This window comes from Agromyces tardus (assembly GCF_003710805.1).
Taxonomy (GTDB): Bacteria; Actinomycetota; Actinomycetes; order Actinomycetales; family Microbacteriaceae; genus Agromyces; species Agromyces tardus.
Window position 1 is genome coordinate 1 of the sequence record NZ_RHHB01000027.1, and the last position, 25,963, is coordinate 25,963.

At 71.4% G+C, this 25,963-nt stretch carries 26 protein-coding genes; 13 read left to right on the forward strand and 13 right to left on the reverse strand.

Annotated features, from left to right (window positions below):
* Positions 1 to 31 precede the first annotated feature (31 nt).
* From EDM22_RS12745 to idi, 8 genes are read right to left on the reverse strand one after another with little or no spacing between them, the layout of a single operon-like run.
* Positions 32 to 403 carry an RNA-binding S4 domain-containing protein gene (locus EDM22_RS12745; protein ID WP_122937467.1) on the reverse strand — a complete coding sequence of 124 codons (372 nt, stop codon included), beginning with the start codon at positions 401 to 403 and terminating at the stop codon, positions 32 to 34.
* Positions 404 to 449: 46 nt separating this feature from the next.
* A complete protein-coding gene (locus tag EDM22_RS12750; protein ID WP_122937468.1) occupies positions 450 to 1,349 on the reverse strand; it encodes a prenyltransferase in 900 nt (299 codons plus the stop codon).
* Positions 1,336 to 1,674 (reverse strand): lycopene cyclase domain-containing protein, encoded by a 339-nt coding sequence (locus tag EDM22_RS12755; RefSeq protein ID WP_122937469.1) that lies wholly within the window; start codon positions 1,672 to 1,674, stop codon positions 1,336 to 1,338. Before EDM22_RS12755 ends, EDM22_RS12750 begins: the two co-directional genes overlap by 14 nt.
* A complete protein-coding gene (locus EDM22_RS12760) occupies positions 1,671 to 2,036 on the reverse strand; it encodes a lycopene cyclase domain-containing protein (RefSeq protein ID WP_122937470.1) in 366 nt (121 codons plus the stop codon). The genes EDM22_RS12755 and EDM22_RS12760 overlap by 4 nt, the downstream gene beginning before the upstream one ends.
* Positions 2,033 to 3,655: a phytoene desaturase family protein gene (gene crtI / locus EDM22_RS19605; protein WP_170964122.1), complete on the reverse strand. Its 1,623-nt coding sequence runs from the start codon at positions 3,653 to 3,655 to the stop codon at positions 2,033 to 2,035. Before crtI ends, EDM22_RS12760 begins: the two co-directional genes overlap by 4 nt.
* The gene (locus tag EDM22_RS19610; protein ID WP_170964123.1) at positions 3,652 to 4,542 is read right to left on the reverse strand and encodes a phytoene/squalene synthase family protein; all 891 of its coding nucleotides are present in this window, start codon (positions 4,540 to 4,542) and stop codon (positions 3,652 to 3,654) included. The genes crtI and EDM22_RS19610 overlap by 4 nt, the downstream gene beginning before the upstream one ends.
* Positions 4,539 to 5,585, reverse strand: coding sequence for a polyprenyl synthetase family protein (locus EDM22_RS12770; protein ID WP_245989353.1), 1,047 nt, complete (start codon positions 5,583 to 5,585; stop codon positions 4,539 to 4,541). The genes EDM22_RS19610 and EDM22_RS12770 overlap by 4 nt, the downstream gene beginning before the upstream one ends.
* A complete protein-coding gene (gene idi / locus EDM22_RS12775; protein WP_122937471.1) occupies positions 5,578 to 6,120 on the reverse strand; it encodes an isopentenyl-diphosphate Delta-isomerase in 543 nt (180 codons plus the stop codon). The genes EDM22_RS12770 and idi overlap by 8 nt, the downstream gene beginning before the upstream one ends.
* Positions 6,121 to 6,215: 95 nt before the next feature.
* Here idi and EDM22_RS12780 point away from each other — a divergent pair, with 95 nt between their 5' ends.
* Complete coding sequence (locus EDM22_RS12780) at positions 6,216 to 6,752, forward strand: MarR family winged helix-turn-helix transcriptional regulator (RefSeq protein WP_122937472.1); 537 nt, start codon at positions 6,216 to 6,218, stop codon at positions 6,750 to 6,752.
* A 23-nt stretch (positions 6,753 to 6,775) separates the two neighbouring features.
* Complete coding sequence (locus EDM22_RS12785) at positions 6,776 to 7,225, forward strand: NUDIX domain-containing protein (RefSeq protein ID WP_122937473.1); 450 nt, start codon at positions 6,776 to 6,778, stop codon at positions 7,223 to 7,225.
* 64 nt (positions 7,226 to 7,289) lie between these two features.
* Here EDM22_RS12785 and EDM22_RS12790 read toward each other — a convergent pair whose 3' ends face one another.
* Positions 7,290 to 8,120 carry a DUF1295 domain-containing protein gene (locus EDM22_RS12790; RefSeq protein ID WP_122937474.1) on the reverse strand — a complete coding sequence of 277 codons (831 nt, stop codon included), beginning with the start codon at positions 8,118 to 8,120 and terminating at the stop codon, positions 7,290 to 7,292.
* 31 nt (positions 8,121 to 8,151) lie between these two features.
* On the opposite strand from EDM22_RS12790, the gene EDM22_RS12795 reads away from it, so the two are divergent.
* From EDM22_RS12795 to EDM22_RS12810, 4 genes are all read left to right on the forward strand, one after another.
* Positions 8,152 to 8,772 carry a CDP-alcohol phosphatidyltransferase family protein gene (locus tag EDM22_RS12795; RefSeq protein ID WP_122937475.1) on the forward strand — a complete coding sequence of 207 codons (621 nt, stop codon included), beginning with the start codon at positions 8,152 to 8,154 and terminating at the stop codon, positions 8,770 to 8,772.
* 17 nt (positions 8,773 to 8,789) lie between these two features.
* Positions 8,790 to 9,293 (forward strand): FHA domain-containing protein, encoded by a 504-nt coding sequence (locus EDM22_RS12800; protein ID WP_122937500.1) that lies wholly within the window; start codon positions 8,790 to 8,792, stop codon positions 9,291 to 9,293.
* On the forward strand, positions 9,290 to 9,982 hold the full coding sequence (gene ftsR / locus EDM22_RS12805; RefSeq protein ID WP_122937476.1) for a transcriptional regulator FtsR: 693 nt from the start codon (positions 9,290 to 9,292) through the stop codon (positions 9,980 to 9,982). Before EDM22_RS12800 ends, ftsR begins: the two co-directional genes overlap by 4 nt.
* A gap of 111 nt (positions 9,983 to 10,093) precedes the next feature.
* Positions 10,094 to 10,645: a MerR family transcriptional regulator gene (locus EDM22_RS12810; protein WP_122937477.1), complete on the forward strand. Its 552-nt coding sequence runs from the start codon at positions 10,094 to 10,096 to the stop codon at positions 10,643 to 10,645.
* Positions 10,646 to 10,753: 108 nt separating this feature from the next.
* Here EDM22_RS12810 and EDM22_RS12815 read toward each other — a convergent pair whose 3' ends face one another.
* A complete protein-coding gene (locus tag EDM22_RS12815; RefSeq protein WP_122937478.1) occupies positions 10,754 to 11,599 on the reverse strand; it encodes a ParA family protein in 846 nt (281 codons plus the stop codon).
* Positions 11,600 to 11,674: 75 nt separating this feature from the next.
* Here EDM22_RS12815 and EDM22_RS12820 point away from each other — a divergent pair, with 75 nt between their 5' ends.
* The 3 genes from EDM22_RS12820 to def are packed head-to-tail and all read left to right on the forward strand — an operon-like array spanning position 11,675 to position 17,008.
* Positions 11,675 to 15,079 (forward strand): pyruvate carboxylase, encoded by a 3,405-nt coding sequence (locus tag EDM22_RS12820; RefSeq protein WP_122937479.1) that lies wholly within the window; start codon positions 11,675 to 11,677, stop codon positions 15,077 to 15,079.
* 37 nt (positions 15,080 to 15,116) lie between these two features.
* Positions 15,117 to 16,505: a MinD/ParA family ATP-binding protein gene (locus EDM22_RS12825; protein WP_245989354.1), complete on the forward strand. Its 1,389-nt coding sequence runs from the start codon at positions 15,117 to 15,119 to the stop codon at positions 16,503 to 16,505.
* An 11-nt stretch (positions 16,506 to 16,516) separates the two neighbouring features.
* On the forward strand, positions 16,517 to 17,008 hold the full coding sequence (gene def, locus EDM22_RS12830) for a peptide deformylase (RefSeq protein ID WP_122937481.1): 492 nt from the start codon (positions 16,517 to 16,519) through the stop codon (positions 17,006 to 17,008).
* A gap of 116 nt (positions 17,009 to 17,124) precedes the next feature.
* On the opposite strand, the gene EDM22_RS12835 is transcribed toward def, so the two are convergent.
* Positions 17,125 to 18,960, reverse strand: a complete 1,836-nt coding sequence (locus EDM22_RS12835) for an AMP-dependent synthetase/ligase (RefSeq protein ID WP_122937482.1) — start codon at positions 18,958 to 18,960, stop codon at positions 17,125 to 17,127.
* A 143-nt stretch (positions 18,961 to 19,103) separates the two neighbouring features.
* Between EDM22_RS12835 and EDM22_RS12840 the strand changes: the two genes are divergently transcribed.
* From EDM22_RS12840 to EDM22_RS12855, 4 genes are all read left to right on the forward strand, one after another.
* Complete coding sequence (locus tag EDM22_RS12840) at positions 19,104 to 20,054, forward strand: ROK family glucokinase (protein ID WP_122937483.1); 951 nt, start codon at positions 19,104 to 19,106, stop codon at positions 20,052 to 20,054.
* 54 nt (positions 20,055 to 20,108) lie between these two features.
* Positions 20,109 to 20,798: a lysophospholipid acyltransferase family protein gene (locus EDM22_RS12845; protein ID WP_122937501.1), complete on the forward strand. Its 690-nt coding sequence runs from the start codon at positions 20,109 to 20,111 to the stop codon at positions 20,796 to 20,798.
* Between the two features lie 120 nt (positions 20,799 to 20,918).
* On the forward strand, positions 20,919 to 22,247 hold the full coding sequence (locus tag EDM22_RS12850; RefSeq protein WP_245989355.1) for a class II 3-deoxy-7-phosphoheptulonate synthase: 1,329 nt from the start codon (positions 20,919 to 20,921) through the stop codon (positions 22,245 to 22,247).
* A gap of 86 nt (positions 22,248 to 22,333) precedes the next feature.
* Positions 22,334 to 22,717 (forward strand): YciI family protein, encoded by a 384-nt coding sequence (locus tag EDM22_RS12855; RefSeq protein ID WP_122937485.1) that lies wholly within the window; start codon positions 22,334 to 22,336, stop codon positions 22,715 to 22,717.
* A gap of 28 nt (positions 22,718 to 22,745) precedes the next feature.
* Here EDM22_RS12855 and pknB read toward each other — a convergent pair whose 3' ends face one another.
* On the reverse strand, positions 22,746 to 24,653 hold the full coding sequence (pknB, locus tag EDM22_RS12860) for a Stk1 family PASTA domain-containing Ser/Thr kinase (RefSeq protein ID WP_122937486.1): 1,908 nt from the start codon (positions 24,651 to 24,653) through the stop codon (positions 22,746 to 22,748).
* A 129-nt stretch (positions 24,654 to 24,782) separates the two neighbouring features.
* Positions 24,783 to 25,376 carry a LysM peptidoglycan-binding domain-containing protein gene (locus tag EDM22_RS20055; protein ID WP_245989356.1) on the reverse strand — a complete coding sequence of 198 codons (594 nt, stop codon included), beginning with the start codon at positions 25,374 to 25,376 and terminating at the stop codon, positions 24,783 to 24,785.
* Positions 25,377 to 25,963 lie beyond the last annotated feature (587 nt).

A 25,963-nucleotide genomic window follows, 5' to 3' on the forward strand; every position in this document is an offset into this window, starting at 1 on the left:
CGCGCCGCGGCGGCATCCGTCGACCCGGCCGTCAGCGACCGCGCAGCCGCTCGAGGTCGCGGCGCTCGCGCTTGGTCGGCCGGCCCGCGCCGCGTTCGCGCACGGGTGCGGATGCCACGGCCTCGCGCGGCGGCGGGGGAGGCGTGCGATCATCGAGCGCGGTCGCGGCGAGCTCGGCCGACACGCGCTTCACGATCGTGCGGCGCACGATGAGGGTGCGGTCGAAGCCGTTCACCCGCACGCGCACCTCGTCGCCGGCGCGGACGGACTGCGCGGCCTTGGCCCGTTCGCCGTTCACTCGCACGTGCCCGGCCCGGCAGGCCGTCGTCGCGGCCGACCGGGTCTTGAACTGCCGCACGGCCCAGAGCCACGCGTCGACCCGCGCTGCGTCCTGATCGGCCATCACCCCAGCCTACGACCGCGTGCGATGGGGATGACCGGATCAGGCATCACCGGATCAGGGCCCACCAGATCATGAGCATGGTGACGAGGAATCCGACGACGTAGTTGATGCGGATGAAGTACCGCCAGCCCTGGTTGGACTGCCACGAGTCGGCGTCGCTGATCGACCGGTAGGGCCAGGCGGCGACGAGGTAGGGCACGACGAGGAGTCCGCCGAGCGGCCCCGGCCACTCCGTCGCGAGCATGAGCAGGCCGGCTGCCGCCCACAGCAGCAGCGCGATGCGCACCGTCGCCGTCGCACCGAAGGCCGTGGCGATCGAGGCGATGCCGCCCTCCCGGTCGGGCACCACGTCCTGCACCGCACCGAACGCATGGCTCGCCATGCCCCAGCAGAAGAACGCGGCGAGCAGGGCGATGAGCGGCCAGGTGAAGTCGGCGCCCGCCACCGCGAGACCGTAGACCGCGGGGCTCACGAAATGGGTGCTCGACGTGATCGAATCGAGCACCGGGCGTTCCTTGAACCGCAGGCCGGGCACCGAGTAGGCGAACACGGCGAAGAGGCTCACCGCGAGCACCGCCCACGACCACGGATGCCCCGTACCGCCGAGCCACACCATCGCCACGAGCAGCGGCAGCGCCGTGATGATGCCCGCCCAGACGACGGTGCGGTGCAGGCTCGGATCGAGCACGGCCCCCTCCTCGCCGCCCTTGCGCGGGTTCCGGAGGTCGGACTCGTAGTCGAACACGTCGTTGATGCCGTACATGAGCAGGTTGTACGGGACCAGGAAGAAGAGCGTGCCGACCACGAGCAGCGCGTCGACACGACCCGTCGTGAGCACGTAGGCGGATGCGAACGGGAAGGCGGTGTTGATCCAGCTGATCGGCCGCGACGAGAGCAGCACCTGCCCGGCGCGATGCCCGAGGCTCGGGGTCTCAACGTACGACATCGCGGTTCCTCCTCCTCGTGCGGCTCCACCGATGCGCGATCGTCCAGATCGCGGGCACGAGCAGCACGCCGGCCAGCGGATACGCGAAATCCTCGACGGGTGCGAGCCCGATCGCAAGTCCGACCCGATGCGCGTCGTCGTACGCGACGATCCCGTTCGCGATGATGAGCGTGTCGAACACCGCCGTGAGCACGAGGAGCGCGATCGTGGCGACGCCGATCGCCAGCCAGCGACGCCGGCGGGCGGGGGCGCCGGCGGGCAGGCCGACCAGGCCGACCACGACGGCGGCGGCGAGGAACGGCAGCGAGATGAGCAGGTAGGTCACGGATGCCGCTCCGCCGACGGCGAGGCGCCGGCATCCGCTCGCTCGGCCCTCCGCTCGAGCACCCGCTCGGTCCCGAAGACGAGGACGAGCGTGAGGTAGCAGAGGAACACGAGGAAGACCGGCTCCTCGAGGGGCAGCTCGGGTGCGAGCTGGATGCCGGTCGTGATCGTCGAGGCGCCGCGGAAGAACACCCCCGACACGATTCCCGCGGCATCCCAGGCCAGGAAGAATGCGGTGCTCACGCCGATGGCGATCGCGGAGGCCCACGGCGACCGCCAGAACACGAGCCGCCATCGGGCGTCGACGAGCGTCATCGCGCCGAGCGACGCGAGCAGGCACCCGAGGTAGATGAGGCCCGTCATGCCCGCGATGCGCCGGGTTCGGCGAGGTCCCGGGCGGCGCGGGCCGCGTCCGGCGCGGGCTCGGGCAGCGGACCTGTGGACCGGTCGCCCCGCACCCGCTTCAGCACGTTCTCGGCGCTGATGAGGCACATCGGCAGGCCGATGCCGGGAACGCTGGACCCGCCCGCGTAGTAGAGGCCGTCGACGCGACGCGAGCGGTTCGTGCCGCGGAGGAACGCGCTCTGCCGCAGCGTGTGCGCGGGGCCGAGCGCGCCGCCCTGCCAGGAGTTGAGGTCGTCGGCGAAGTCCGCCGGACCGACCGTGCGACGCACGACGATCCGCTCGGCCAGGTCGGGCGTGCCCGTCGCCTCGGCGATCCGGGCGATCGCGCGATCGGCGGTCTCCTCGACGAGGCGATCACCCGCGCCGTCCTCGCCGCCGCGGCCGATCGCCGTGTCGGCCGGGATCGGCACGAGCACGAACAGGTTCGTGTCGCCGTCGGGCGCGACGGTCGCGTCGGTCGCGCTCGGCGCGCAGACGTAGAACGAGGCCGGGTCGGGCACGTGCGGGTCGGCACCGAAGATCGAGCCGAAGTTGCGCTCCCAGTCCGCGGTGAAGAAGAGGCTGTGGTGCGCGAGGCCGGGCACCTCGCCGCGCACGCCGAGCATGGCGAGCACGGCGCCGGGACCCGAGGTGCGGCGGTTCCACCACGACTCCGGGTAGGTCTGCGCGCGTCTGGGCAGCAGCTCGGTCTCGGTGTGATGGAGGTCGGCGGCCGAGACGACGCGATGCGCGGGCACGACGATGCTCGCGCCCGAGGGGTCCCGGTACCTCGCCCCCGTGACGTGCGGGTGCGTCTCCTCGGTGAGCTCGATCGCCTCGACCGTTGCGCCTGTGACGATCTCGACGCCGGCCGCCCTCGCGATCGCGGCGATCCGGTCGATGAGCTCGCCGAAGCCGCCCTGCGGGTAGAACACGCCCTGCTCGAGGTCCATGTGGCTCATCAGGTGGTACATCGCGGGCGTCGCGTCGGGCGAGGAGCCGAGGAAGACCGCCGGGTAGCCGAGCACCTGGCGGAGTCGCCGATCGTCGACGGCGCGAGCCGCGAACCGGTCGAGCGGCGTCGTCAGGAGCCGGGCGAGTCGACCCGCCTGCCGCAGCACCTCGCCGGCGAGGAATCCGCGCGGGTCGTCGAAGTTCGTGTAGAGGAAGCGTCGGCGGGCGACGTCGTAGGTCGACTTCGCGGAGTCGAGGTAGCGCTCGAGTGCGGCGCCGGCGCCGGGCTCGATCGACTCGAAGAGCGCGACGTTCTCGGCCCGCGTGCGGCGGATGTCGATCGGCTCGTCGTAGCCCTCGGCGTACACCCGGTAGCCCGGCTCGAGCTGCACGAGATCGAGCTCGGCGTCGGCGGTCGTGCCGAACAGGCGGAAGAAGTGGTCGAAGACCTCGGGCATGAGGTACCACGACGGACCGGTGTCGAACCGGAACCCGCGGCGCTCCCACCGTCCGGCGCGCCCGCCGAGCGTGTCGTGCGCCTCCAGCAGGGTGACGCGGTGCCCGTCGCGGGCGAGCAGCGCCGCCGAGGCGAGGCCCGCGATCCCTCCGCCGATCACGACGATGCGTTCGGATGCGCCGATCATCGGCGGTTCCCTCCTGTGGTGAGCGCCGAGCGCACCGCGATTGCGAGCTTCTCGCCGTCGGGCACGCGGATGCGCGTGGCGATGATCTGCTCCGCCGGGGTGCGACGGCATCGGTCGGTGAGTCGGGCGAACAGCCCGTGTGCGGCGGCGACGGCGGCACGGGCCCGCCGCGGCAACTCGGTCGTGCTCGCGCCGGCGATGGCGAGGTCGCGATCGATGTCGTCGAGGATCGCGGTCTTGTCGGCCTCGGTGAACGCGTCGGGGTCCACCCACGGGAAGTAGTTGCGACCGAGCGTGCGCCAGTCGACGGCGAGGTCGCGTAGGAAGTTGATCTTCTGGAACGCGGCGCCGAGGTGGATGGCGCCACGTTCGAGGCGGGCGCGACGGGCGTCGTCGACGTCTTCACCGGTCAGGAACGCGGCGAGGCACATGAGCCCCACGACCTCGGCCGAGCCGTGGATGTAGGGGCCGATCTCCTCGGCCCGGAACGGCGCCGGGTCGAGGTCGCGTCGCATCGAGGCGAAGAACGGGCGCGTGAGTCGTTCGTCGAACCCCGTCTCCCTGGCCGTCTTCGCGAACGCGTGCACGACGAGGTTCGACGAGTAGCCGCGACGCAGGGCGGTCTCGGTGTCGGCCTCGAGACCGTCGAGCACCTCGACGAGCTCGTCGGGCGAGAGGCCCGCTTCGGCCGCGGCTCCGTCGACGATCTCGTCGGCCACGCGCACGAGCGCGTAGATCGAGCGGATGCGGCGCCGGGTCTCGGCGTCGAGCAGGCGCGCCGCGGCGCCGAACGAGGTCGAGTAGCGCGCGATGACCACCGCGGCGCTCGCCTCGGCGGCGTCGTCGTAGCGCGACAGCAGGGTGGGATCCGGATTCGAGCCGTTCATCGCACCCGCTCCATGGCCCGCTGCGCGAAGTCGCCGAGCTCACCGCGGAGCTCGTGCGGCAGGTCGGCCGCGTCGAGCTCGAAGCGCGCGAGGGTCACGTGCTCCTGGGCGAGCTGCGTCGCGGCGTCGAGGGCGCCGCAGTCGCGGAGCGCCTCGCGCAACGTCGTCGCGGCGTCGTCGTCGAGCGTCGGGTCGCCGAAGCGGGCGGCGATCGAGGGCCAGGCGTCGGTCGTCGCCGCGTGGGCGATGAGCGCGGTCTGCTTGCCCTCGCGCAGGTCGGCCGAGGCGGACTTGCCCGTGACGGCGGGGTCGCCGAACACGCCGAGCACGTCGTCGGTGATCTGGAACGCCACCCCGACGAGCCGGCCGAACCGCGAGAGCGCGGCCACGCTCTCGGGGTCGGCGCCGGCGAGCGTGGCGCCGGCCGCGAGCGGCGCCTCGAACGAGTACACGGCGGTCTTGTGCTCGAGCGTCGCGAGCACGACCTCGATGCCGGGCGCGGCGCCGCGCAGCGAGTGCACGACGTCGGCCAGCTCGCCGGCCGCCGAGATGAACACCGCTCGGTCGAGGATGTCGAGCAGCGCCTCGCGGCAGGCGGCCTCGACGGGCAGCACCGCGATCTCGCGGTGCGCGCGGCTCAGCGCGAGGTCGCCGGCGAGCACTGCCGCGGTCTCGCCCCACACCGCGCTCGCTCGCTCGTCGGCGCCGTGCGCGAGCGCCCGTTCGGCGAAGCGCCCGGCGACGTTCGGCGCGCCGCGGCGCACGGTGTCGCGGTCGATGAGGTCGTCGTGGATGAGGAACGCGGTGTGCAGCAGCTCGAACGAGAGCGCGACGCGCGTCGCGAGCGCGCGGTCGGCACCGCCGAAGCCGCGATAGGCCGACCAGACGAGACGCGGGCGCACCCGCTTGCCGCCGGCGCTCTGCTGTTCGAGGGACTCCCACAGCGCCGCGTAGTGTGCGCCGTAGTCTCCGGCGCGCATGCGGGCGTCGGCGAAGAACGCGCGGAGCTCGTCGTCGATCGCGGCGTCGAGGAGGTCAGGCACGGAAGAGCTCCAGCTCGCGCGCCTGGAGCACGAGCCACGGGCTGAAGGCCCAGGGCGCGGCCTCGACCGCGGTGGCGAGGGCGCGCGGCTCGACCCAGCGGAACTCGGCGACCTCGCGCGGGTTCGGGTCGGGGTCGCCCGAGGTGCGTGCGATGTAGACCGGGCACACCTCGTTCTCGACGGTGCCGCTCGCGTCGGTCGCGCGGTAGCGGAACAGGGGGAGTGCGAGCTCGATCGCGTCGAGCTCGAGGCCGAGTTCGAAGTCGGCTCGGCGGTGCACGGCGTGGGGCAGGGCCTCGGCGGGCTTCGGATGCCCGCAGAATGAGTTGGTCCACACGCCGGGCCAGGTCTGCTTGGTGACCGCACGGCGGGTCACGAGGATCTCGCCGATCGGATTCACGACGTGGCACGAGAACGCGAGGTGGAGGGCCGTGTCCGGTCCGTGGGCAGCGCTCTTCGGGGCCCGGCCGATCGGGGTCCCCGACTCGTCGAGGAGGACCACCTCGTCTTCGACCGATTCGGTGATGTGCGGCATCCGGGTCTCCTCGGGTGTGCGGTGGAAATTCCACTAACTCGGTTAGTGAACCTGAAGCTAGCATCGAGCCTGTGCCGGAGGGAACATACGAAAGTATGAGCGGCCCGTCCTACTGGTACGGGGCCGCCTCCGACGACCCTGCGGCCGGACCGACCGCCGTCGACGTCCTCGAGGCGGTGCGTCGCCATCGGGAGGCGGAGGCCGCGATGCGCCGCCGCACCCAACGCGCCGCGCGCATGGGCGAGAACGATCTCCGCGCGCTCCGCTGGATCGTCGCCCAGGAGCGCGCGGGCCTGTCGCCGAACGCCGCGGGCCTCGCACGCGCCCTCGGCATGTCGACCGCGGCATCCGCCAAGCTCGTCGCCCGGCTCGAGGCGGCGGGCCACCTCCGTCGCGAACCGCACGCCGACGACGGTCGCGTCGTCGTGCTGCGCAGCCGACCCTCGGCGCACGCCCGCATCCGCGAGGTGCTCGCCCCAATGCACGAGCGGATGCTGCGCCTCGCCGAATCCCTCGAGCCCGTCGAGCGCCGCACGGTCGTGGACTTCCTCGACCGCCTCGGCGCGATCGTCGGCGAGCCGGAGCCGCCGGATGCTCCGTTCCCGCCGACCCCGCCGCGGCAGGACCGGTAGCTCCCGTGCGTCATGCTGGAGGGATGAGCGGCACGAGTGGCGACGCGTGGGTCGAGGGTCCCGACGGATCCCGGCACTGGGGCCGATTCGGCGCGGCGGGACTCCTCGTGATCTCACCCGACGCCTCGGTGCTGCTGCAGCATCGGGCGGCCTGGAGCCACTTCGGCGGCACGTGGGGCGTCCCCGGCGGGGCGCGCCACCGGGGCGAATCCGCCGTCGAGGCCGCGGTGCGCGAGGCGGCCGAGGAGGCGGGCGTGCCCGCCGCCCTGCTGGCCGTGCGGTTCGAGAGCGTCCTCGACCTCGGCTACTGGTCGTACACGACGGTCGTGGCGGATGCCGCGGTGCGGTTCGATCCCGTCATCAGCGACCCCGAGTCCATCGCCCTGCGCTGGGTGCCGCTCGCCGACGTCGGGTCGTTGCCGCTGCACCCGGCGTTCGCGGAGGCGTGGCCGGGCCTTCGGGCGCGGCTCTGACGACCGGTCCCTCCGCGGGGCGTATCCACGGCGAGCCCGCCGCGGCCGACGAGGCGGGCGGTGGTCAGGCGGTGCGTCGGTCGGCGGCCGCGCGCGGCGAACGCGGGAACCACGGGACGAGCGGCGACGTCCGCGCCCGATAGTCGTCGTAGTCGGGGTACTTCGATCGCGAGATCTGCTCGGTGAACACGGTGGACCCCACGAACAGCACCGAGAGCAGCACGGCGCCCGCGATGCTCCAGTGCAGCCAGACGCCGGTCGCGACGATCGCGAAGCCGTAGAACACCCACCACTGGGCCTGCTCGAAGAAGTAGTTCGGATGCCGCGACACCCGGAACAGGCCCGACTGCAGGAAGCCCGGCTCCGGTGTGCGCCCGGCCGCCCGCTCCGCGGCCTTCCAGCGGTGGAACCGCCATTGCTGCTCGTCGGCGACGGTCTCGCCGACGAGGAATCCGAGGAACACGACCGCGAGCGCGACGTCCCATCCGCCGAGCGGGGGCCGGGCCGACCCCGCGACGGTCGCGGCGGGCAGGCAGAACAGCAGGATGAGCGCGTTCTGGTAGATGGAGATGAAGAACAGGTTGAAGAGCCGGAATCGCGCGGGCGACATCCGGCCGCGCAGCACCGCCCAGCGGTAATCCTCGCCGCCCGGACGGTAGCCGCCCTTCCGTGCGAAGTTGAACGTGAGCCGGAGGCCCCAGATGGTCACGAGCGCCGCCATCAGCACGAGTCGCGCGTCGAAGGCGGTCGCGATCGCGAACACCCAGACGTAGACGATCGGCGCGATCGACCAGATGCGGTCCACCCACGAGTACTCGCGGGTCGCGATCGAGGCGATCCACGTCGCGGCGGTGAGCGCGGCGCAGATGAGGAGACACACGGAGACGGGGCCCATGCGCGCATTCTAGGGTCGATAGGATCGAGCCGTGGCGGGGGAGAGCACGGGGGTGTCGACCAGGGTCTGGACGGTGCCCAACGTGCTCAGCATGCTGCGGCTCCTGCTCGTCCCCGTCTTCCTCGTGCTCATCGTGCAGGGGCAGTACGTCGCGGCCCTCGTCGTGCTCGTCATCGCGAGCTTCACCGACCTGCTCGACGGGTACATCGCCCGGCACTTCAACCAGGTGACGCGCCTCGGGCAGCTCCTCGATCCCGCCGCCGACCGCCTCTACATCTTCGCCGCGCTCATCGGGCTGGCGGCACAGGGCCTCGTCCAATGGTGGATCGTCGTCGTGATCATCCTGCGCGACGTCATGCTCATCGTCCTCGCGATCGTGCTCGCGAACCACGGCTACGGCCCGCTCCCCGTGCACCACCTCGGCAAGGCGGCCACCTTCGCCCTCTTCTTCGGCATCCCGGTCATCATGCTCGGCCTCGCGTTCCCGGCAGTGCAGCCGGTGAGCGAGCCGATCGGCTGGGCGATCACCCTGTGGGGGGCGTTCCTCTACTGGTGGGCCGGCATCATCTACGCGATCGAGACCGCACGTGTCATCCGCATTCCGCGGGTGTCGGGCCCAGCGGCATCCGATACGCTGGACGAGGGAGGTTAGCCGTGGCGGAATCCGACATGACGAACGCAGAGGGCGCGAACGAGGGCGTGGGCGAGCCCTCGCCCACGACGTCGGCGCACCACCTCGGCGCGAACGACACCACGATGGGCTTCAGCCGCGAGGCGGCCGCCCAGCTGGGCAACCTCGACGCCGACATCACCGCGGCCGAGCAGGAGGCCATCGCGGCCCTGCCGTCCGGCTCGGCGCTGCTCATCGTGCGTCGCGGTCCCAACGCGGGTGCCCGGTTCCTGCTCGACACGGATGTCACGACCGTCGGTCGTCACCCCGACGCCGACATCTTCCTCGACGACGTCACCGTCTCGCGCAAGCACGCCGAGTTCCTGCGGCACCGCACGGCGTTCGAGGTCAAGGACCTCAGCTCGCTCAACGGCACCTACTTCGACGGCGTGCGCATCGAGACCGCGCTGCTGAGCGACGGCGCCGAGGTGCAGATCGGCAAGTACCGGCTCACGTTCTACGCCTCACGGCGCGACCTGGCTCCCGCGGCGAGCGGCGGGTGACTTCGTCCGCCGCTCCTCGACGCGCGAGCGGCGCGACTCCGCTGCTCGGCATCGGCCAGGTGCTCGCGCGGCTCCAACCGGAGTTCCCCGACCTGACCCCGTCGAAGCTGCGCTTCCTCGAGGAGCAGGGGCTGGTGACCCCGGCGCGCACCTCGGCCGGCTATCGCAAGTTCTCGCCCGCCGACGTCGAGCGCATCACGGTCGTGCTCTCGATGCAGCGCGACCACTACCTGCCGCTCAAGGTCATCCGCACGCACCTCGAGGCGATCGACGCGGGTGAGACGCCCGCCCTCCCGGGCGCGACGAGCGCCACCACCTTCCTCGCCGCCTCCCGTCGGTACCGACGCGACGAGCTGATCGCGCGCGCGGGCGCGACCCCGGCGCTCCTCGACGATGCCGTGTCGGCGGCCCTGCTGCCGGCCGCCGAGCACCACGGCGAGGAGTCGCTGCGGGTCCTCACCGCCCTCGTCGCCCTGCGCGACGTGGGCATCGAGCCACGTCACCTCCGTAGCCTGCGCGCCGCAGCGGAGCGCGAGGCGGCGCTCATCGAGGGCGCCCTCGCGCCGTCGCGGCGCACCGATCCCGCGGCGGCGGCACGCACCGCCGAGCGCGCTCGCGAGCTCGCCACGCACCTCGACGCGGTGCACGAGAGCGTCCTCCGCGTCGCGCTCGCGAGTCGGGCGCGGTGACCCCGCGACACGCCGTGACGTTCGGCCCGATGTCCTCGACTCAGGTCGCACGCGTGGGTACCGTGGAACCAGCGCCGCCGGGGTGCGGTGCTGAGAGTGAGGGGCGATCCGATGAGTGAGCTCGACCGGAGCGAACGCACGCGTTACGACCTCGGGCTGCTCTTCACCGACGGAATGCCCGCGCACGACGACGCCGCGGGATATCGCGGGGCGGTCGCTGCTCGCGCGGCCGGGATCAGCTACCGCCAGCTCGACTACTGGGCCCGCACGCAGCTCGTGGAACCCACCGTGCGGGGCGCGGCCGGTTCCGGATCGCAGCGCCTCTACGGCTTCCGCGACATCCTCGTGCTGAAGCTCGTGAAGCGGCTCCTCGACACGGGTATCTCGCTCCAGCAGATCCGCACCGCCGTCACGCAGCTGCGCGAGTCCGGCATCGACGACCTCGCCCAGACCACGCTCATGAGCGACGGCGCGAGCGTCTACCTCTGCACGTCCGACGACGAGGTCATCGACCTCGTCAACCGCGGCCAGGGCGTCTTCGGCATCGCCGTGGGCAAGGTGCTGCGAGAGGTCGAGTCGACGCTCGTCGAGCTCGATACGCACCCGGCCGACCCCATGGACGAGCTCGCGGCCCGTCGCAGCCGCGCCCGCAGGATCTCCTGACGCGTCGCCCGCACGGCGCCACGGGCATGCCCGTGCACGGCGGGCCACACGGCGGCATTCGACTGATGCCGCGCCGCGGCATCCGCTCGGCCTGATGGCGCCGCTGCGTCAGATGACGGGCGAGGACTCGACCTCGAGGCGGGGCGCCGGAGTGTTCGCGTACTCGCCGATGCGCGCGGTGCGGAGCACACGGTCGAGCAACTGGTCGAAGTGCCGCGACATCTCCTCGGCGCTCTCGCCCGGCCACATGTGCAGGGGCTTCGCGGCGCCCTGCGCCTGCTGGAGGGACGTGCGCTCGGGGAGCTGCGGCGAGAGCACGAGCGGCCCGAACATGTCGCGCAGCTCCTTGATGCGGAACTGGTGCTCGAGCGACTGCACGCGGGCGCGGTTCACGATGATGCCGAGGGGCTGCAGGCGCGGCGAGAGGCCGCGGCGGATCTCCTCGATCGCGCGCAGCGCCCGGTCGGCGGCGGCGACCGAGAACAGGCCCGGCTCCGTGACCACGGCGACGCGGTCGCTCGCGGCCCACGCGGTGCGCGTGAGCGCGTTGAGCGACGGGGCGCAGTCGATCAGCACGAGGTCGTAGTCGGACTCGACGTTGGCGAGCGCCTCCTCGAGCTTCCAGATGTCGCGGATCGACGGATGCGGGCCGTCGAAGTTGATCGCCGACGGGCTGCCGATCATGACGTCGATCGTCGACTGCGGGTTGGATCGCGCCCAGCCGCTGGAGACGATGGCCGACCGGACGATCTTCTCCTTGGGGGAGGCGAGGACGTCGGCGACGTTGAGGTGGCCGGACACCTGGATGTCCATGCCGGTCGAGACGTCGGACTGCGGATCGAGGTCGACCACGAGGGTGCGGACGCCGCGGGCGAAGGCCGCCGACGCCAGTCCGAGGGTGACGGTGGTCTTGCCGACGCCGCCCTTCAGGGAACTGACGGAGAGAACGTGCACGAGTAGATACGTTACCTTTACTACTCGGGTGATACCTAAACGTTCGCTGTACGGAAACCGTTCCGAAAGGCCTGCATGTTCACGAAGATCCTGGTCGCCAACCGCGGTGAGATCGCCATTCGGGCGTTCCGCGCCGCAGTCGAGCTCGGTGCGAAGACCGTCGCCGTCTTCCCGTTCGAAGACCGCAACTCGCTGCACCGCCTGAAGGCCGACGAGGCGTACCAGATCGGCGAACCCGGGCACCCCGTGCGCGCCTACCTCGACGTGTCGGAGATCATCCGCGTGGCGAAGGAGTCGGGCGCCGACGCGATCTACCCGGGCTACGGATTCCTGTCGGAGAACCCCGAGCTCGCGCAGGCTGCGGCCGAGGCCGGCATCACCTTCATCGGACCGCCCACCCGCGTGCTCGAGATGGCCGGCAACAAGGTCACGGCGAAGCACCAGGCGATCGCGGCCGGCGTGCCCGTGCTGAAGTCGACCGAGCCGTCGCGCGATGTCGAGCTCCTGCTCGCGCAGGCCGACGAGATCGGCTTCCCGATCTTCGCCAAGGCGGTCGCGGGCGGCGGTGGGCGCGGCATGCGCCGCGTCGACGCCAAGGAGGACCTGCGCGCGGCCCTCGAAGAGGCCATGCGCGAAGCCGACAGCGCCTTCGGCGACCCCACGATGTTCCTCGAGCAGGCGGTGCTGCGCCCGCGTCACATCGAGGTCCAGGTGCTGGCGGATGCCACGGGCGAGACCGTGCACCTGTTCGAACGCGACTGCTCGGTGCAGCGTCGTCACCAGAAGGTCGTCGAGATCGCGCCGGCACCCAACCTGTCCGACGAGGTCCGCCAGTCGCTGTACCGCGACGCGGTCGCGTTCGCGAAGTCGATCGGCTACGTCAATGCCGGCACCGTCGAGTTCCTGCTCGACACCGCGGGGGAGCGTGCGGGCCAGCACGTGTTCATCGAGATGAACCCCCGCATCCAGGTCGAGCACACGGTGACCGAGGAGGTCACCGACGTCGACCTGGTCGTCGCCCAGATCCGCATCGCCGCGGGCGAGACGCTCGCCGAGCTGGGCCTCCAGCAGCAGGACATCCGGCTGCGCGGTGCTGCGCTGCAGTGCCGCATCACCACCGAGGACCCCACCGCGGGCTTCCGCCCCGACACGGGCAAGATCACCACCTACCGCTCGCCCGGCGGCGCCGGCATCCGCCTCGACGGCGGCACCGTGAACCCGGGAGCGCAGATCAGCCCCCACTTCGACTCGATGCTCGCCAAACTCATCTGCCGCGGACGCGACTACGAGCAGGCGGTCACGCGCGCCAAGCGCGCCCTCGCCGAGTTCCGCATCCGCGGCGTCTCCACGAACATCCCGTTCCTGCAGGCGGTGCTCGAGGACCCGCAGTTCATCGCGGGCGACCTCAGCACCTCCTTCATCGACGAGCGTCCGCAGCTCATGCGCGGTCGCGTCTCGAAGGACCGCGGCACCAAGATCCTGAACTGGCTCGCGGATGTCACGGTGAACCAGCCGAACGGGCCGGCTCCCACGAGCGTGCGACCCGCCGAGAAGCTTCCCGCGATCGACCTGTCGCAGCCCGCTCCCGCCGGGTCGCGCCAGCGCCTGCTGGAGCTTGGCCCCACGGGATTCGCGGCGGCGCTGCGCGCGCAGACGCCGCTCGCGGTCACCGAGACCACCTTCCGCGACGCGCACCAGTCGCTCCTCGCGACCCGGGTGCGCACGCGGGACCTCGTCGCGGTCGCACCGTACGTGGCGCGTATGACCCCCGAGCTGCTCTCGGTCGAGGCGTGGGGCGGCGCAACGTACGACGTCGCGCTGCGGTTCCTTGGCGAAGACCCCTGGGAGCGGCTCGCCGCCCTCCGGGAGGCGCTCCCGAACCTCAACATCCAGATGCTGCTCCGCGGCCGCAACACGGTCGGCTACACGCCGTACCCCACCGAGGTCACCGACGCCTTCGTACAGGAGGCCGCCGCGACGGGCGTGGACATCTTCCGCATCTTCGACGCGCTCAACGACGTGTCGCAGATGCGCCCGGCCATCGACTCGGTGCTCGCCACCGGGCACGCCGTGGCCGAGGTCGCCGTCTGCTACACGGGCGACCTGCTGGACCCTGCCGAGAACCTCTACACCCTGGACTACTACCTCCGGCTCGCCGACGAGATCGTGGGCGCCGGAGCGCACATCCTCGCCATCAAGGACATGGCGGGCCTGCTCCGGCCGTCGGCCGCCGAGAAGCTCGTCACCGCCCTGCGCGACCGCTTCGACCTGCCGGTGCACCTGCACACGCACGACACGGCAGGCGGACAGCTCGCCACGCTGCTCGCGGCGAGCCGCGCCGGCGTCGACGCCGTGGATGTCGCGAGCGCGCCGATGGCCGGCACGACGAGCCAGCCCTCGGCGTCGTCGCTCGTCGCCGCCCTCGCGCACACCGAGCGCGACACGGGCATCTCGCTCGACGCCGTCTCCGACCTCGAGCCGTACTGGGAGGCGGTCCGCCGCATCTACCGGCCGTTCGAGTCCGGCCTGCCGGGCCCGACCGGCCGCGTGTACCACCACGAGATCCCCGGTGGCCAGCTGTCCAACCTGCGCCAGCAGGCGATCGCCCTCGGCCTCGCCGACGACTTCGAGCTCATCGAGGACATGTACGCGGCCGCCGACAAGATCCTGGGACGCGTCCCGAAGGTGACGCCCTCGTCGAAGGTCGTCGGCGACCTCGCCCTCCACCTCGCGGCCGTCAAGGCGGATCCGGCCGACTTCGAGGCCAACCCCGAGAAGTACGACGTGCCCGACTCGGTCATCGGGTTCATGGCGGGTGAACTCGGCGACCTGCCCGGGGGCTGGCCGGAGCCGTTCCGCACCAAGGTGCTGGCCGGTCGTGACGTCCGCATCGGCGTCACCGAGCTCGCCGACGACGAACGCGCCGCGCTCGTCGAGGCGGGGCCCGCCCGGCGCGCCATGCTCAACACGCTGCTCTTCCCCGCGCCGACCCGCCAGTTCGAGCAGATCCGCGAGCTGTTCGGCGATCTCTCGGTGCTCGATACGGCGGACTACCTCTACGGCCTCCGCCCGGGCTCGGAGCACGTCGTCGAGATCGCGAAGGGCGTCCGCCTCTACGCGGGGCTCGAGGCGATCGGCGAGGCCGACGACAAGGGCATGCGCACCGTCATGACGATCCTCAACGGGCAACTCCGCCCCGTGTTCGTACGCGACCGCAGCATCACGGTCGAGTCGCGTGCGGCCGAGAAGGCGGATGCCTCGCAGCCGGGCCAGGTCGCCGCGCCGTTCTCGGGCGTGGTCACGCTGTCGACCGAGGTCGGGGCCGAGGTGCAGGCCGGACAGGCGGTCGCGTCGATCGAGGCCATGAAGATGGAGGCCGCGATCACGTCTCCCGTCGCGGGGGTCGTCGAGCGCGTCGCGATCCCGCGCACGCAGCAGGTGGAGGCCGGTGACCTGCTGGTGGTCGTACGTCCACGGTAGGCTGATGCGTGTTCCGCACTGATGAGGAGGGGTATCGGTGGCTGAGAATCACGACGACCAGGAGTCCACGGCTCGACGGGGGTCGGGCTCTCGCGCGGGTGCCGCCGGCCGGGGCGGGGCTGCGTCGGGGGGCGCGCACGCCGCCGACGACGCCGACTCCGTCACGGTGCGGGTCGATCTCCCACCGGCGCCGCAACCCGAGATGCCCGACGATGAGGTGGCCGTCGCGATCGACGACGTGGCCGTCAATCCCGGTTCGCTCGGGGGAGTCGCCGAGCCCGTCACCTCGGTCGAGGTCGTCACGCCCGCCCTTCGACGCGGCGGCAGGGGCTCGAGTGCGATGCGGCGCGATCCGTCGCCGTACGGCGCGCTGCTCGCAGCCGACGCGTCGCGGCTCCGTCGCGAGCGCGTGAGCACCGAGACGGGCAGCCACGTGGCGGTCGTCGACGTTCCCGACGACGAGCTCGTCGCACCCGAGGTGCCCGAGACCGCCGAATCGCTCACGGCCGACCGGCTGATCGACGTCAACCGCACCACGCGGCCGGCGCCCCACGGCGGATTCAACCGCTTCCTCTACGAGGCGACCCTGCACCTCGTGAACCTCGGCGATTCGGCGAAGGTGCAGGCGCACAAGGCGATGAGCGCCCGCATCCAGCGCCGATTCGAGGGCGGTGCCCGATTCGTGCCGGTGCTCACACGCAAGGGCGGCGTCGGCAAGACCACGATCACGACGCTGCTCGGCATGGCCCTCGCCGATGCCCGCGACGACCGCGTGATCGCGATCGACGCCAATCCCGACCGTGGCACGCTCGCCGAGCGCGTGGACCGGCAGACGCGCGAGACCGTGCGCGACGTCGTCACGAAGGCGCCGTCGATCGGCGGGTACACCGACTTCTCGAGATTCGTCTCCCGCGACGAGACCCGGCTCGACATCCTCGCGTCCGACACCGATCCCACCCTTTCCGAGGCGTTCGACGATGACGACTACAACATCGTCGCGGGACTTGCGGCGCGGTACTACTCGATCGTGCTGACCGACTGCGGCACGGGCATCGTGCACGCGGTCATGCGCGCCACGCTGCAGCGCGCGGACTCGATCGTGGTGGTCTCCGGCGGCAGTGTCGATGAGGCGCGGCTCGCGAGCGAGACGCTCACCTGGCTCGAGGCGAACGGCTATGGCGACCTCGTGCGAAATGCCGTCGTCGCGATCAACCTGGCCACCCAGGGCACCCATCTCGTCAAGGTCGACGAGATCGAGGCCCACTTCCAGTCTCGCGTGCGCGAGATCGTGCGCATCCCGTACGATCCGCAGCTCGCGGCGGGCTCGGTCGTGAACTGGAGCGAACTCCGCCCGGTCACGCAGTACGCGGCCCGCGAACTCGCCGCCCTCGTGGTGGAAGGCCTGCCCGTCGACCGCGGGCACTGATCGGAGCACCATTGCCGGAACGACCCATTCGCCTGTTCGGCGACCCTGTCCTGAAGACCGTCTCCGCCCCCGTCGAACAGATCGACGACCGGGTGCGCGCGCTCGTCGACGACCTCATCGACAGCGTGAAGCTCCCAGGCCGCGCAGGGGTCGCGGCGTCGCAGATCGGCGTGAACCTCCGCGTGTTCAGCTACAACGTCGACGGTGAGATCGGCTACATCATCAACCCCGAGATCGTGGAGCTCTCCGGCGAGGTCGAGGCCATCGACGAGGGATGCCTCTCGGTTCCCGGTCTCTGGCACAAGACGCCGCGCCACGCGTTCGCGCGCGTGCGCGGGATCGACCTCGACGGAAACGAGATCGAGCTCTCGGGCACCGGGCTCATGGCGCAGGCACTGCAGCACGAGACCGACCACCTCGACGGGCTGCTCTACCTCGACCGACTCGAGAAGGACGAGCGACGCGCGGCCATGAAGGCCGTGCGCGAGTCCGACTGGTTCTGACCCCGCCACCGGTCGGCGTGCGGCCGGTGCCACCCCGCCGGCGCCCGACGCCGCCGCGACGAGTGACGAACGGCCCCGCGGCATCCGCGGGGCCGTTCGCGATGCACTGACGCGGGTCAGGCGATGATCGAGTGGCCCTCGGTCGCAGGCGCTCCCGAGTACATCGACTCGATGGAGTCGGCGAAGTCCTCGAGGATCACGTTGCGCTTGATGCTCATCTTCGGGGTGAGGTGCCCGCTCGCCTCGGTGAGCTCGGTGGGCAGGATCGTGAACTTGCGGATCGACTCGGCGCGCGACACGTTCTCGTTGGCGGCGTCGATCGCGCGCTGCACCTCCGCGAGCACGGCAGGGTTCGTGGTCGCCTCCTCGATGCTCATGCCCGCGTCCTCTCCATTGTTGTTGAGCCACACGGGAAGCATCTCGGGGTCGAGGGTGATGAGCGCCGAGATGAACGGCTTCTTGTCGCCGACGACGACGACCTGACCGACGAGCGGGTTGGCGCGGATCGGGTCCTCGAGCGCCGCGGGGGCGACGTTCTTGCCGCCGGCCGTGACGATGATCTCCTTGAGACGACCCGTGATGGTGAGGAAGCCGTCGGCGTCGAACGAGCCGAGGTCGCCGGTCTTGAACCACTCGCCGTCGAACGTCGCGGCGGTCGCCTCGGGGTTCTTCCAGTACTCCTTGAACACGTTGTTGCCCTTGACCTGGATCTCGCCGTCGTCGGCCAGGCGCACTGCCACACCAGGCAGCGCGGGGCCGACCGTGCCGATCTTCGAGCGCGTGGCGAGGTTGACGGTGGCGGGCGCGGTGGTCTCGGTGAGGCCGTAGCCCTCGAGGATCGTGATGCCGAGCGAGTGGTAGAAGTGGCCGAGGCGCGGACCGAGCGGTGCCGAGCCGGAGACGGCGTACTTCACGTTGCCGCCCATCGCCGCGCGCAGCTTGGAGTAGACGAGCCGGTCGAAGAGCGCGAACTTGACCTTGAGCCCGAACGGGATCTTCGCACCCGACTCGAGCGCGGTGGAGTGGGCGACGGCGGCGTCGGCGGCGGCGCGGAAGATCTTGCCCTTGCCGCCGGCCTCGGCCTTCTGCTCCGAGACGTTGTAGACCTTCTCGAACACGCGCGGCACCGCCAGCAGGAACGTCGGCTTGAAGCTCGCGAGCGAGGGCAGGAGCTGCTTGGTGTCGGGCTGGTGGCCCACGCGCACGCCGGCGTGCACGGAGAGCACGGAGATGAACCGGGCGAACACGTGCGCCGTCGTGATGAAGAGGAGGGTGGACGCGCCGTCGGGGTCGAGGACGACCTCCTTGAGGGCGACGGCGGCGTTGCGCGACAGCTCCACGAAGTTCGAGTGCGTGAGCACGCAGCCCTTGGGCTTGCCGGTGGAGCCGGACGTGTAGATGAGCGTCGCGATGTCGGAGCCCACCGCGAGATTGCGTCGGCGCTCGATCTCGTCGTCGGGCACGTCGGCGCCCGACGCGACGAGCTTGTCGAGGTCGCCCAGGTCGATCTGCCAGACGTTGCGGATGGCGGGCAGGTCGGGGTGGACCTCGTCGAACCGCGCGAAGTGGTCGGCCGTCTCGAGGATGACGGCGATCGCCCCGGAGTCGCCGAGGTTCCAGCGCACCTGAGCGGGGGAGCTGGTCTCGTAGATCGGCACGAGCACGGCGCCCGCGAACCACATCGCGAAGTCGATGAGCGTCCACTCGTAGCGGGTCTTGCACATGAGGCCGACCTTGTCGCCCGGCTGGATGCCCGCTGCGGCGAGGCCCTTCGCGAGCGCCACCACCTGCTCGTGGAACTCGCGCGTCGTGACCGGCGACCAGCCGCCGTCGGCGGTCGGGAGGGAGAACAGCACCGAGTCCGGCGTGGCGCGGACGCGCTCGACGAGCAGGTCGGTGGTGTTCGCCTCGGGGTCGGGCGCGACCAGCGGGGCAGTGGCGAATTCGATCACGGTAGCTCCTTCGGCACCGGGAGGTCGCACTCGTCGGGTACCGCGCGAACCTCGGCATTGGGGTTGACTACACTCTAGTCGGTGCTGTCGGGGGCCTTCCTGACCGTTCCACACCCCTCGACTCTCTCCGGAAGGCGGTCCGCGTGCACGCGATCGGCATCGACATCGGCGGCACGAAGATCGCCGGGGCCGTCGTCGACGAGCTCGGCGCCATGGTGCGCAGCGAGCGCGTCCCGACCCCGGCCGGCGATTCGCGCCGACTCGAGGACGCGGTCGTCGAGATGATCCGGTCGCTCTCCGACTCCGGTCCCGTCGCTGCCGTCGGTGTCGCCGCGGCCGGCTTCATCGACGCCGCCCAGTCCACCGTCTACTACGCGCCGAACATCGACTGGCGCAACGAGCCCTTCCGCGAGAAGCTCGAGGCCCGGGTCGGCGCGACGGTCGTCGTCGACAACGACGCGAACGCGGCCGGCTGGGCCGAGTTCCGCTTCGGGGCCGGGCGCCTGGTGAGCGACATGGTCATGCTCACCATCGGCACCGGCGTCGGCGGCGCGATCGTGGCGGGCGACCGCCTCTTCCGCGGCGGATTCGGCGCCGGCGCCGAGCTCGGCCACATGCGCATGGTGCCCAACGGCATCGCGTGCGGGTGCGGCCAGCACGGATGCCTCGAGCAGTACGGCTCCGGCCGTGCCCTCCTGCGCATGGCGAACGAGATCGCCGACGCGGGCGGCATCGGACAGGCACTCGCCCGAGTGCGTGCGGAGCACGGGGCGCTCGACGGCGGACTCGTCGGTGCGCTCATCGAGCAGCAGGATCCGGGTGCCGTCGCGGCACTCCGCCAGCTCGGCCACTGGCTCGGAGAGGCCGCGGCGAGCCTCTCCGCCGTGCTCGATCCGCAGCGGTTCGTGTTCGGCGGCGGCGTCGCGGTGGCGGGCGAACTGCTGCTCGGCCCGGTCCGCGAGGCCTACCTCGAGCACCTCCCCGCGCGGGGTTACCACCCCGAGCCCGACTTCGTCATCGCGGAGCTCGTGAACGACGCCGGCGTCGTCGGTGCCGCCGACCTCGCGCGCGTCTGGGTCGACGACCACGCCTGACCGCTCCCCCCGGCGATAGGCTGGGCGATGGTCGTCCGACGGAAGGAGTCCACGGTGTTCTACTGGATCATGAAAAACATCGTGGTCGGCCCGATCCTGCTGGCGATCTTCCGGCCGTGGGTCGTGGGCCTGCAGCACGTGCCCAAGGAGGGGCCCGTCATCCTGGCCTCGAACCACCTCTCGTTCATCGACTCCATCTTCCTGCCGCTCGTCGTCGACCGTCCGGTGGTGTTCCTCGCCAAGAGCGAGTACTTCACGGGCAAGGGCCTCAAGGGCTGGGCCACGAAGATGTTCTTCCAGGCGACGGGCCAGCTCCCCATCGACCGGTCCGGAGGCAAAGCCTCCGAGGCGTCGCTCAACACCGGTCTCCGCGTGCTCCGTGAGGGGCGCGTCCTCGGCATCTACCCGGAGGGCACCCGCAGCCCCGACGGCAAGTTGTACCGCGGTCGCACGGGCGTGGCGCGCATGGTGCTCGAGGCGGGGGTCCCCGTCGTGCCCGTCGCGATGATCGGCACCGAGGAGGTCATGCCGATCGGCACCCGCATCCCCAAGGTGCGCCGCATCGGCATCGTGTTCGGCGCCCCGCTCGACTTCAGCCGGTTCGAGGGGATGGAGGGCGACCGCTTCGTCCTGCGCTCGGTCACCGACGAGCTCGTGTACGACCTGCGCGAGCTCAGCGACCAGCAGTACGTCGACGTCTACGCGAGCTCGGTGAAGGAGCAACGCGCCTCAGCGTCGCGGTAGGCTCGAACGATGGCGTCGCGATCCGCGACGCCCGTCTCCACCCGGCGCCGAGGCGCCCGAACCCTTCAGGACACACCCGTGGTACAGCTCGTCGAGCCGGTCGTGAATGCAGATCCCTCCGTGATTGCCGGCCTCGACTATTGGCGTACCCTGCCGATCAAGCAGCAGCCGCAGTGGCCCGACGCCGAGGCCGCGCACGCGGCATCCGCAGAGCTCGCGACCCTGCCGCCGCTCGTGTTCGCCGGCGAGGTCGACATGCTGCGCGAGCGGCTCGCCGCCGCGTCGCGGGGTGAGGCGTTCCTGCTGCAGGGCGGCGACTGCGCCGAGACCTTCGCCGGCGCGACCGCCGACCAGATCCGCAACCGCGTCAAGACGGTGCTGCAGATGGCGGTCGTGCTCACCTACGGCGCCTCGATGCCCGTCGTGAAGATGGGACGCATGGCGGGTCAGTTCGCCAAGCCCCGGTCGAGCGACAGCGAGACGCGCGGCGACGTCACCCTGCCCGCCTACCGCGGCGACATCGTGAACGGCTACGACTTCACGCTCGAATCGCGCACGGCAGACCCAGCGCGCCTGTTGCAGGGCTACCACATGGCCGCGTCGACGCTCAACCTGATCCGCGCCTTCACGCAGGGTGGATTCGCCGACCTGCGCCAGGTGCACTCGTGGAACCAGGGCTTCGCCTCGAACCCTGCCAACGCCCGCTACGAGAAGCTCGCCCGCGAGATCGACCGAGCCGTCAAGTTCATGGACGCCTGCGGCGCCAACTTCGACGAGCTCAAGCGCACCGAGTTCTACACCGGCCACGAGGGCCTGCTCATGGACTACGAGCGGCCGATGACGCGCATCGACTCGCGCACGGGCACGCCGTACAACACGTCGGCGCACTTCATCTGGATCGGCGAGCGCACCCGCGAGCTCGACGGCGCCCACGTCGACTTCCTCTCGCGCGTGCGCAACCCGATCGGCGTGAAGCTCGGGCCGACCACGACGCCCGAGACCATGATGGAGCTCGTCGAGAAGCTCGATCCCCACCGCGAGCCCGGTCGCCTCACGTTCATCACGCGCATGGGCTCCGGCAGGATCCGCGACGCCCTCCCGCCCCTGCTCGAGGCGATCAAGGCGAGCGATGCGAACCCGCTGTGGGTCACCGATCCCATGCACGGCAACGGCATCACGACGCCCACGGGGTACAAGACGCGCCGCTTCGACGACGTCGTCGACGAGGTCAAGGGCTTCTTCGAGGCGCACCGCGCCGCCGGCACGCACCCGGGCGGCATCCACGTCGAGCTCACGGGCGACGACGTCACCGAGTGCCTCGGCGGGTCCGAGCACATCGACGAGGCCACCCTCGCAACCCGGTACGAGTCGCTGTGCGACCCGCGCCTGAACCACATGCAGTCGCTCGAGCTCGCCTTCCTGGTGGCGGAGGAGCTCGCGGTCCGCTGACCGGCGGCGTTCGCCCGGACGGTCGTGGCATCCCTGCGGATGCCGCTACCGCCCGCTCGTCGGCGACACCGACCTACAATCGTCGGATGGCGCGCAATCCCGACATCCCCGATGCGTTCGACGTCGTCACGGTCGTGGTGCTGCGGCGGCCCGCCGACGCACCGGAGATGTCGGAAGCGGACCTCGACGCGCTCCAGGCACGACACCTCGCCTACCGTGCCGAGCTGGGAAGGCGGGGCATCCTGGTGGCGAACGGTCCGTTCGACGGGCAGAGCGACCCCTCGTATCGCGGGATGTCGATCTTCGCCTGCGATCCCGTCGAGGCCGCGCGGCTCTCCGACGGGGATCCGTCCGTGATCGCGGGCCGACTCGCCTACGACGTCATGGAGTGGTGGGTGCGTGCGGGATCGCTCGCCTTCCCGCTCGCCGATCGGCCGGTCGGCGACCGTCGCTCGATGCCCGACGACTGACGCGCCGAGGCCGCGTCGCGTCGCCCAGCTACAGCGTGAGCGAGCCGACGAGGCGGATCGTGCTGCCGCGCACGGCCTGGCCCGACTCGGGATCCTGCGACTTCACGGTCGCGACCGGCAGGAACAGGTCGGGCAGCTCGTAGCTCACCTCGAAGCCCGCGGCCGTGAGCGTGTCGATCGCCTCGGCCATGTTCTTTCCCACGACGTTCGGGACGTCGACGAGGTCGGGACCCTTCGACGGGGTGAGCACGACGACCGATCCGGGCTTCATCGGGTCCTCGGTCCACGTGGCGGTCTTCACGTGGTCGGCGGGCACCTCGTTGTCGAAGACGGGGTCCTCGAGCTGCACCTGCAGCCCGGCCTGGGTGAGCGTCGCCTGGGCCTCCGCCACCGGCAACCCCTCGACGGGCGGCACCGGGCCGACGGAGACGAGCAGGGTGAGCTTGCCCCGCTCGGGATACTCGGCAGCCACGGCGGCCCCGTCGGCGTCGAGCACGGCGATCACGGTTCCCGCCGCGACGTCCGCGGAGAACTGCTGGGCGTTCGTCTCGTTCACGCTGAAGTCGGCGAGCGCCGCGCGCGCATCGGCCTCCGGTTTCCCGATCACGTCGGGCACGGGCAGGATCGTCGGACCGAGGGAGACGAAGAGCGTGACGGTGGAGCCCTTGCGCGCCTGCGCCCCGGCCTCGGGCGACGTGCCGGACACCTGCCCCTTCGGCACCACGGGATCGTTGCGCTGGTCGGTCTCGACGACGAAGCCGGCGCCTTCGAGCACCGCGGTGGCGTTCTCGGGCAGCATCGTCGCCGTCTTGGGCACCTCGGCGAGGGCGCCTGGCCCGGCGCCGAAGTACCAGCCGGTGCCCGCCGCGAGCCCGGTGAGCAGCAGCACGAGCGCGAGCAGCCAGTAGCCGCGACGGCGCCGCCGCTCGACGCTGCGGGTGAGGGCCGCGGCATCCTCACCGCTGTCGTCGTCCTCGACGGTCGTGACGAGCGGTGCACCGGCGGGAGCGAGCACCCTCGTCTCGGCCGTCGGTGCGTCGGCGAGCGGCGACAGGACGGTCGTGGACTGCGTCGGGGCGGCGGGAGCGCCACCGCGCAGCACGGGCTCGATCTCGCGCAGGCGGTCGAGCATGACGCGCGCGTCGGCCGGCCGCTCGTCGGGGTCGCGCGCCGTGGCCCAGAGCACGAGCTCGTCGAGCTCGTGCGGCACCGCGGGGTTCTTCGAGCTCGGGGTCGGCACCGTGTCGTTCGCGTGCTGGTAGGCGATCGACATGGGCGCCTCGCCCACGTACGGCTGCTCGCCCGTGAGCATCTCGTACATCATGATGCCGAGCGCGTAGATGTCGCTGCGGGCGTCGGCGACGCCACGCGTCACGAGCTCGGGGGAGAGGTACGCGATCGTGCCGAGGAGTGCCTGCCCGGTCGCGGTGTTCGCGGTCGCGGCCCGCGCGAGCCCGAAGTCGCCGAGCTTGATGCGACCGTCGTCGGCGAGCAGCACGTTCTCGGGTTTGAGGTCGCGGTGCACGATGCCGGCCTTGTGCGCCGCGGCGAGTCCCGAGAGCACGGCGTCGAGGATGTCGACGGTCTGCTCGGGCGTGAGCTTCTTGTAGTCCTTCAGCAGCTCGCGCAGGGTGATGCCGGGCAGGTACTCCATGACGAGGTACGCCATGTCGGCGTCCTGGCCCTGGTCGAAGACGTTGACGACGTTCGGGTGCGCGAGGCGCGCGGCCGACCGCGCCTCCTGCACGAACCGCGTCTTGAACGTGTTGTCGTCGGCGAGGTGGCCGTGCATGACCTTGATGGCGACCCGGCGCTCGAGGCGGAGGTCGGTCGCGAGGTACACCGTGGCCATGCCCCCGCGGGCGATCCGAGAGCGCACCTGATAGCGGCCGTCGACGAGACGACCGATCATCGGATCTGCGGGCGCGGTGGTCACCGTTCGAGTCTACGAACTGCCATATGCCCCAAGTCGAACAAACGCCGGGGTGCCGTGGATCGCAATGGCATCGTGACACGCTCCAACCCGGTTCGCGGCCGTGTCGCCCGATTCACGCGCCGTGGCTCGTCAGCCGAGCTCCTCGAGCCAGGCCCGGGCGGATGCCGCCCACTTCGCGTAGTGGTCGGGGTGCGCGCTGCGCTGCACCGCCTGCGCCGCCTGGGTCAGCGTCATCGACTCCCAGCCGTCGATGTCGAGGAGGCCTGCGGTGCGGCCCGAGTTCGGATTCGACGGGCCCCCGTAGAAGGCGGTGGCGGCGCGTACGGGGTCGAGCACCTCCTCGGGCGTGCCCCACCCGGTGCTCGGCCGCTGCTGGAACAGGCCGAGCGAGTCCTGGTCGCCGTGGTGGAGGTTCCGGAGTCCCGACTCCTGCGCAGCGGCCGCGAGCGCGATCACGATGCCCTGGTCCGGCACGCCGAGCGACCGGCCGACCTCGATCACGATGCGCGCGGACGCGCGCATCTCGTCGGTGAGCGGCACGTTCACCGAGGCGACCGGCAGTGCCGCGACCGCCTGCGGCTCGGGTCGGCGGACGACGATGCGCTGCCCGATCGCGATGACCTCGGACCGGGCGATGGAGTTGAGGGCGAGCAGGTCCTCCACCTCCACGCCGGTGCGCTCGGCGATGCCGATGAGCGTGTCGCCGGCGACGACGACGTGCACCTCGGCACCCGTGTCGGGAGGCGGAGGCGGTGCGGCCGGAGCGGCTGCCCGGCATCCGCCGGCTGCGGGCTCGGCAGCACGATCGCCTGTCCCGGGAAGATGAGGCTCTGGCGGCTGAGGCCGTTCGCGCTCAGCACCTGGTCGATGCCGAGCCCGTGCGCGGCGGCGATGTCGGCGATGGTGTCGCCCGGGGCCACGATGTGCCGGGAGATCTCGGGGACCGCCGCCGGCGGCGGATCGTGCGTGATGTGGTCGCTGCCGGGGAGCGCGAGCCGCTGGCCGGGAAAGATGAGGCTCGACCAGCCGAGCCCGTTGATCGCGAGCACCTCGGCCGTCGCGAGCCCGAAACGCTCGGCGATCGAGCTCACGGTGTCGCCGTCGGCGACGGTCACCTCCGACGGCACGGATGCGGCTGCGGCGACCGCGCCGGCGGCGGGTGTCGTCGCGGCGCGATGCTCCTTGCCCTTCGGCTGGCGCTTCGGCGGCTGGGGCGCCGCCTCGGCGGGCTGCGCGATGCCGAGCGTGATGCTCACCGTGCTCACGATCGCGAGCGGAACCGCGAGGAGGCGGCGGATGCGACGGGGCCG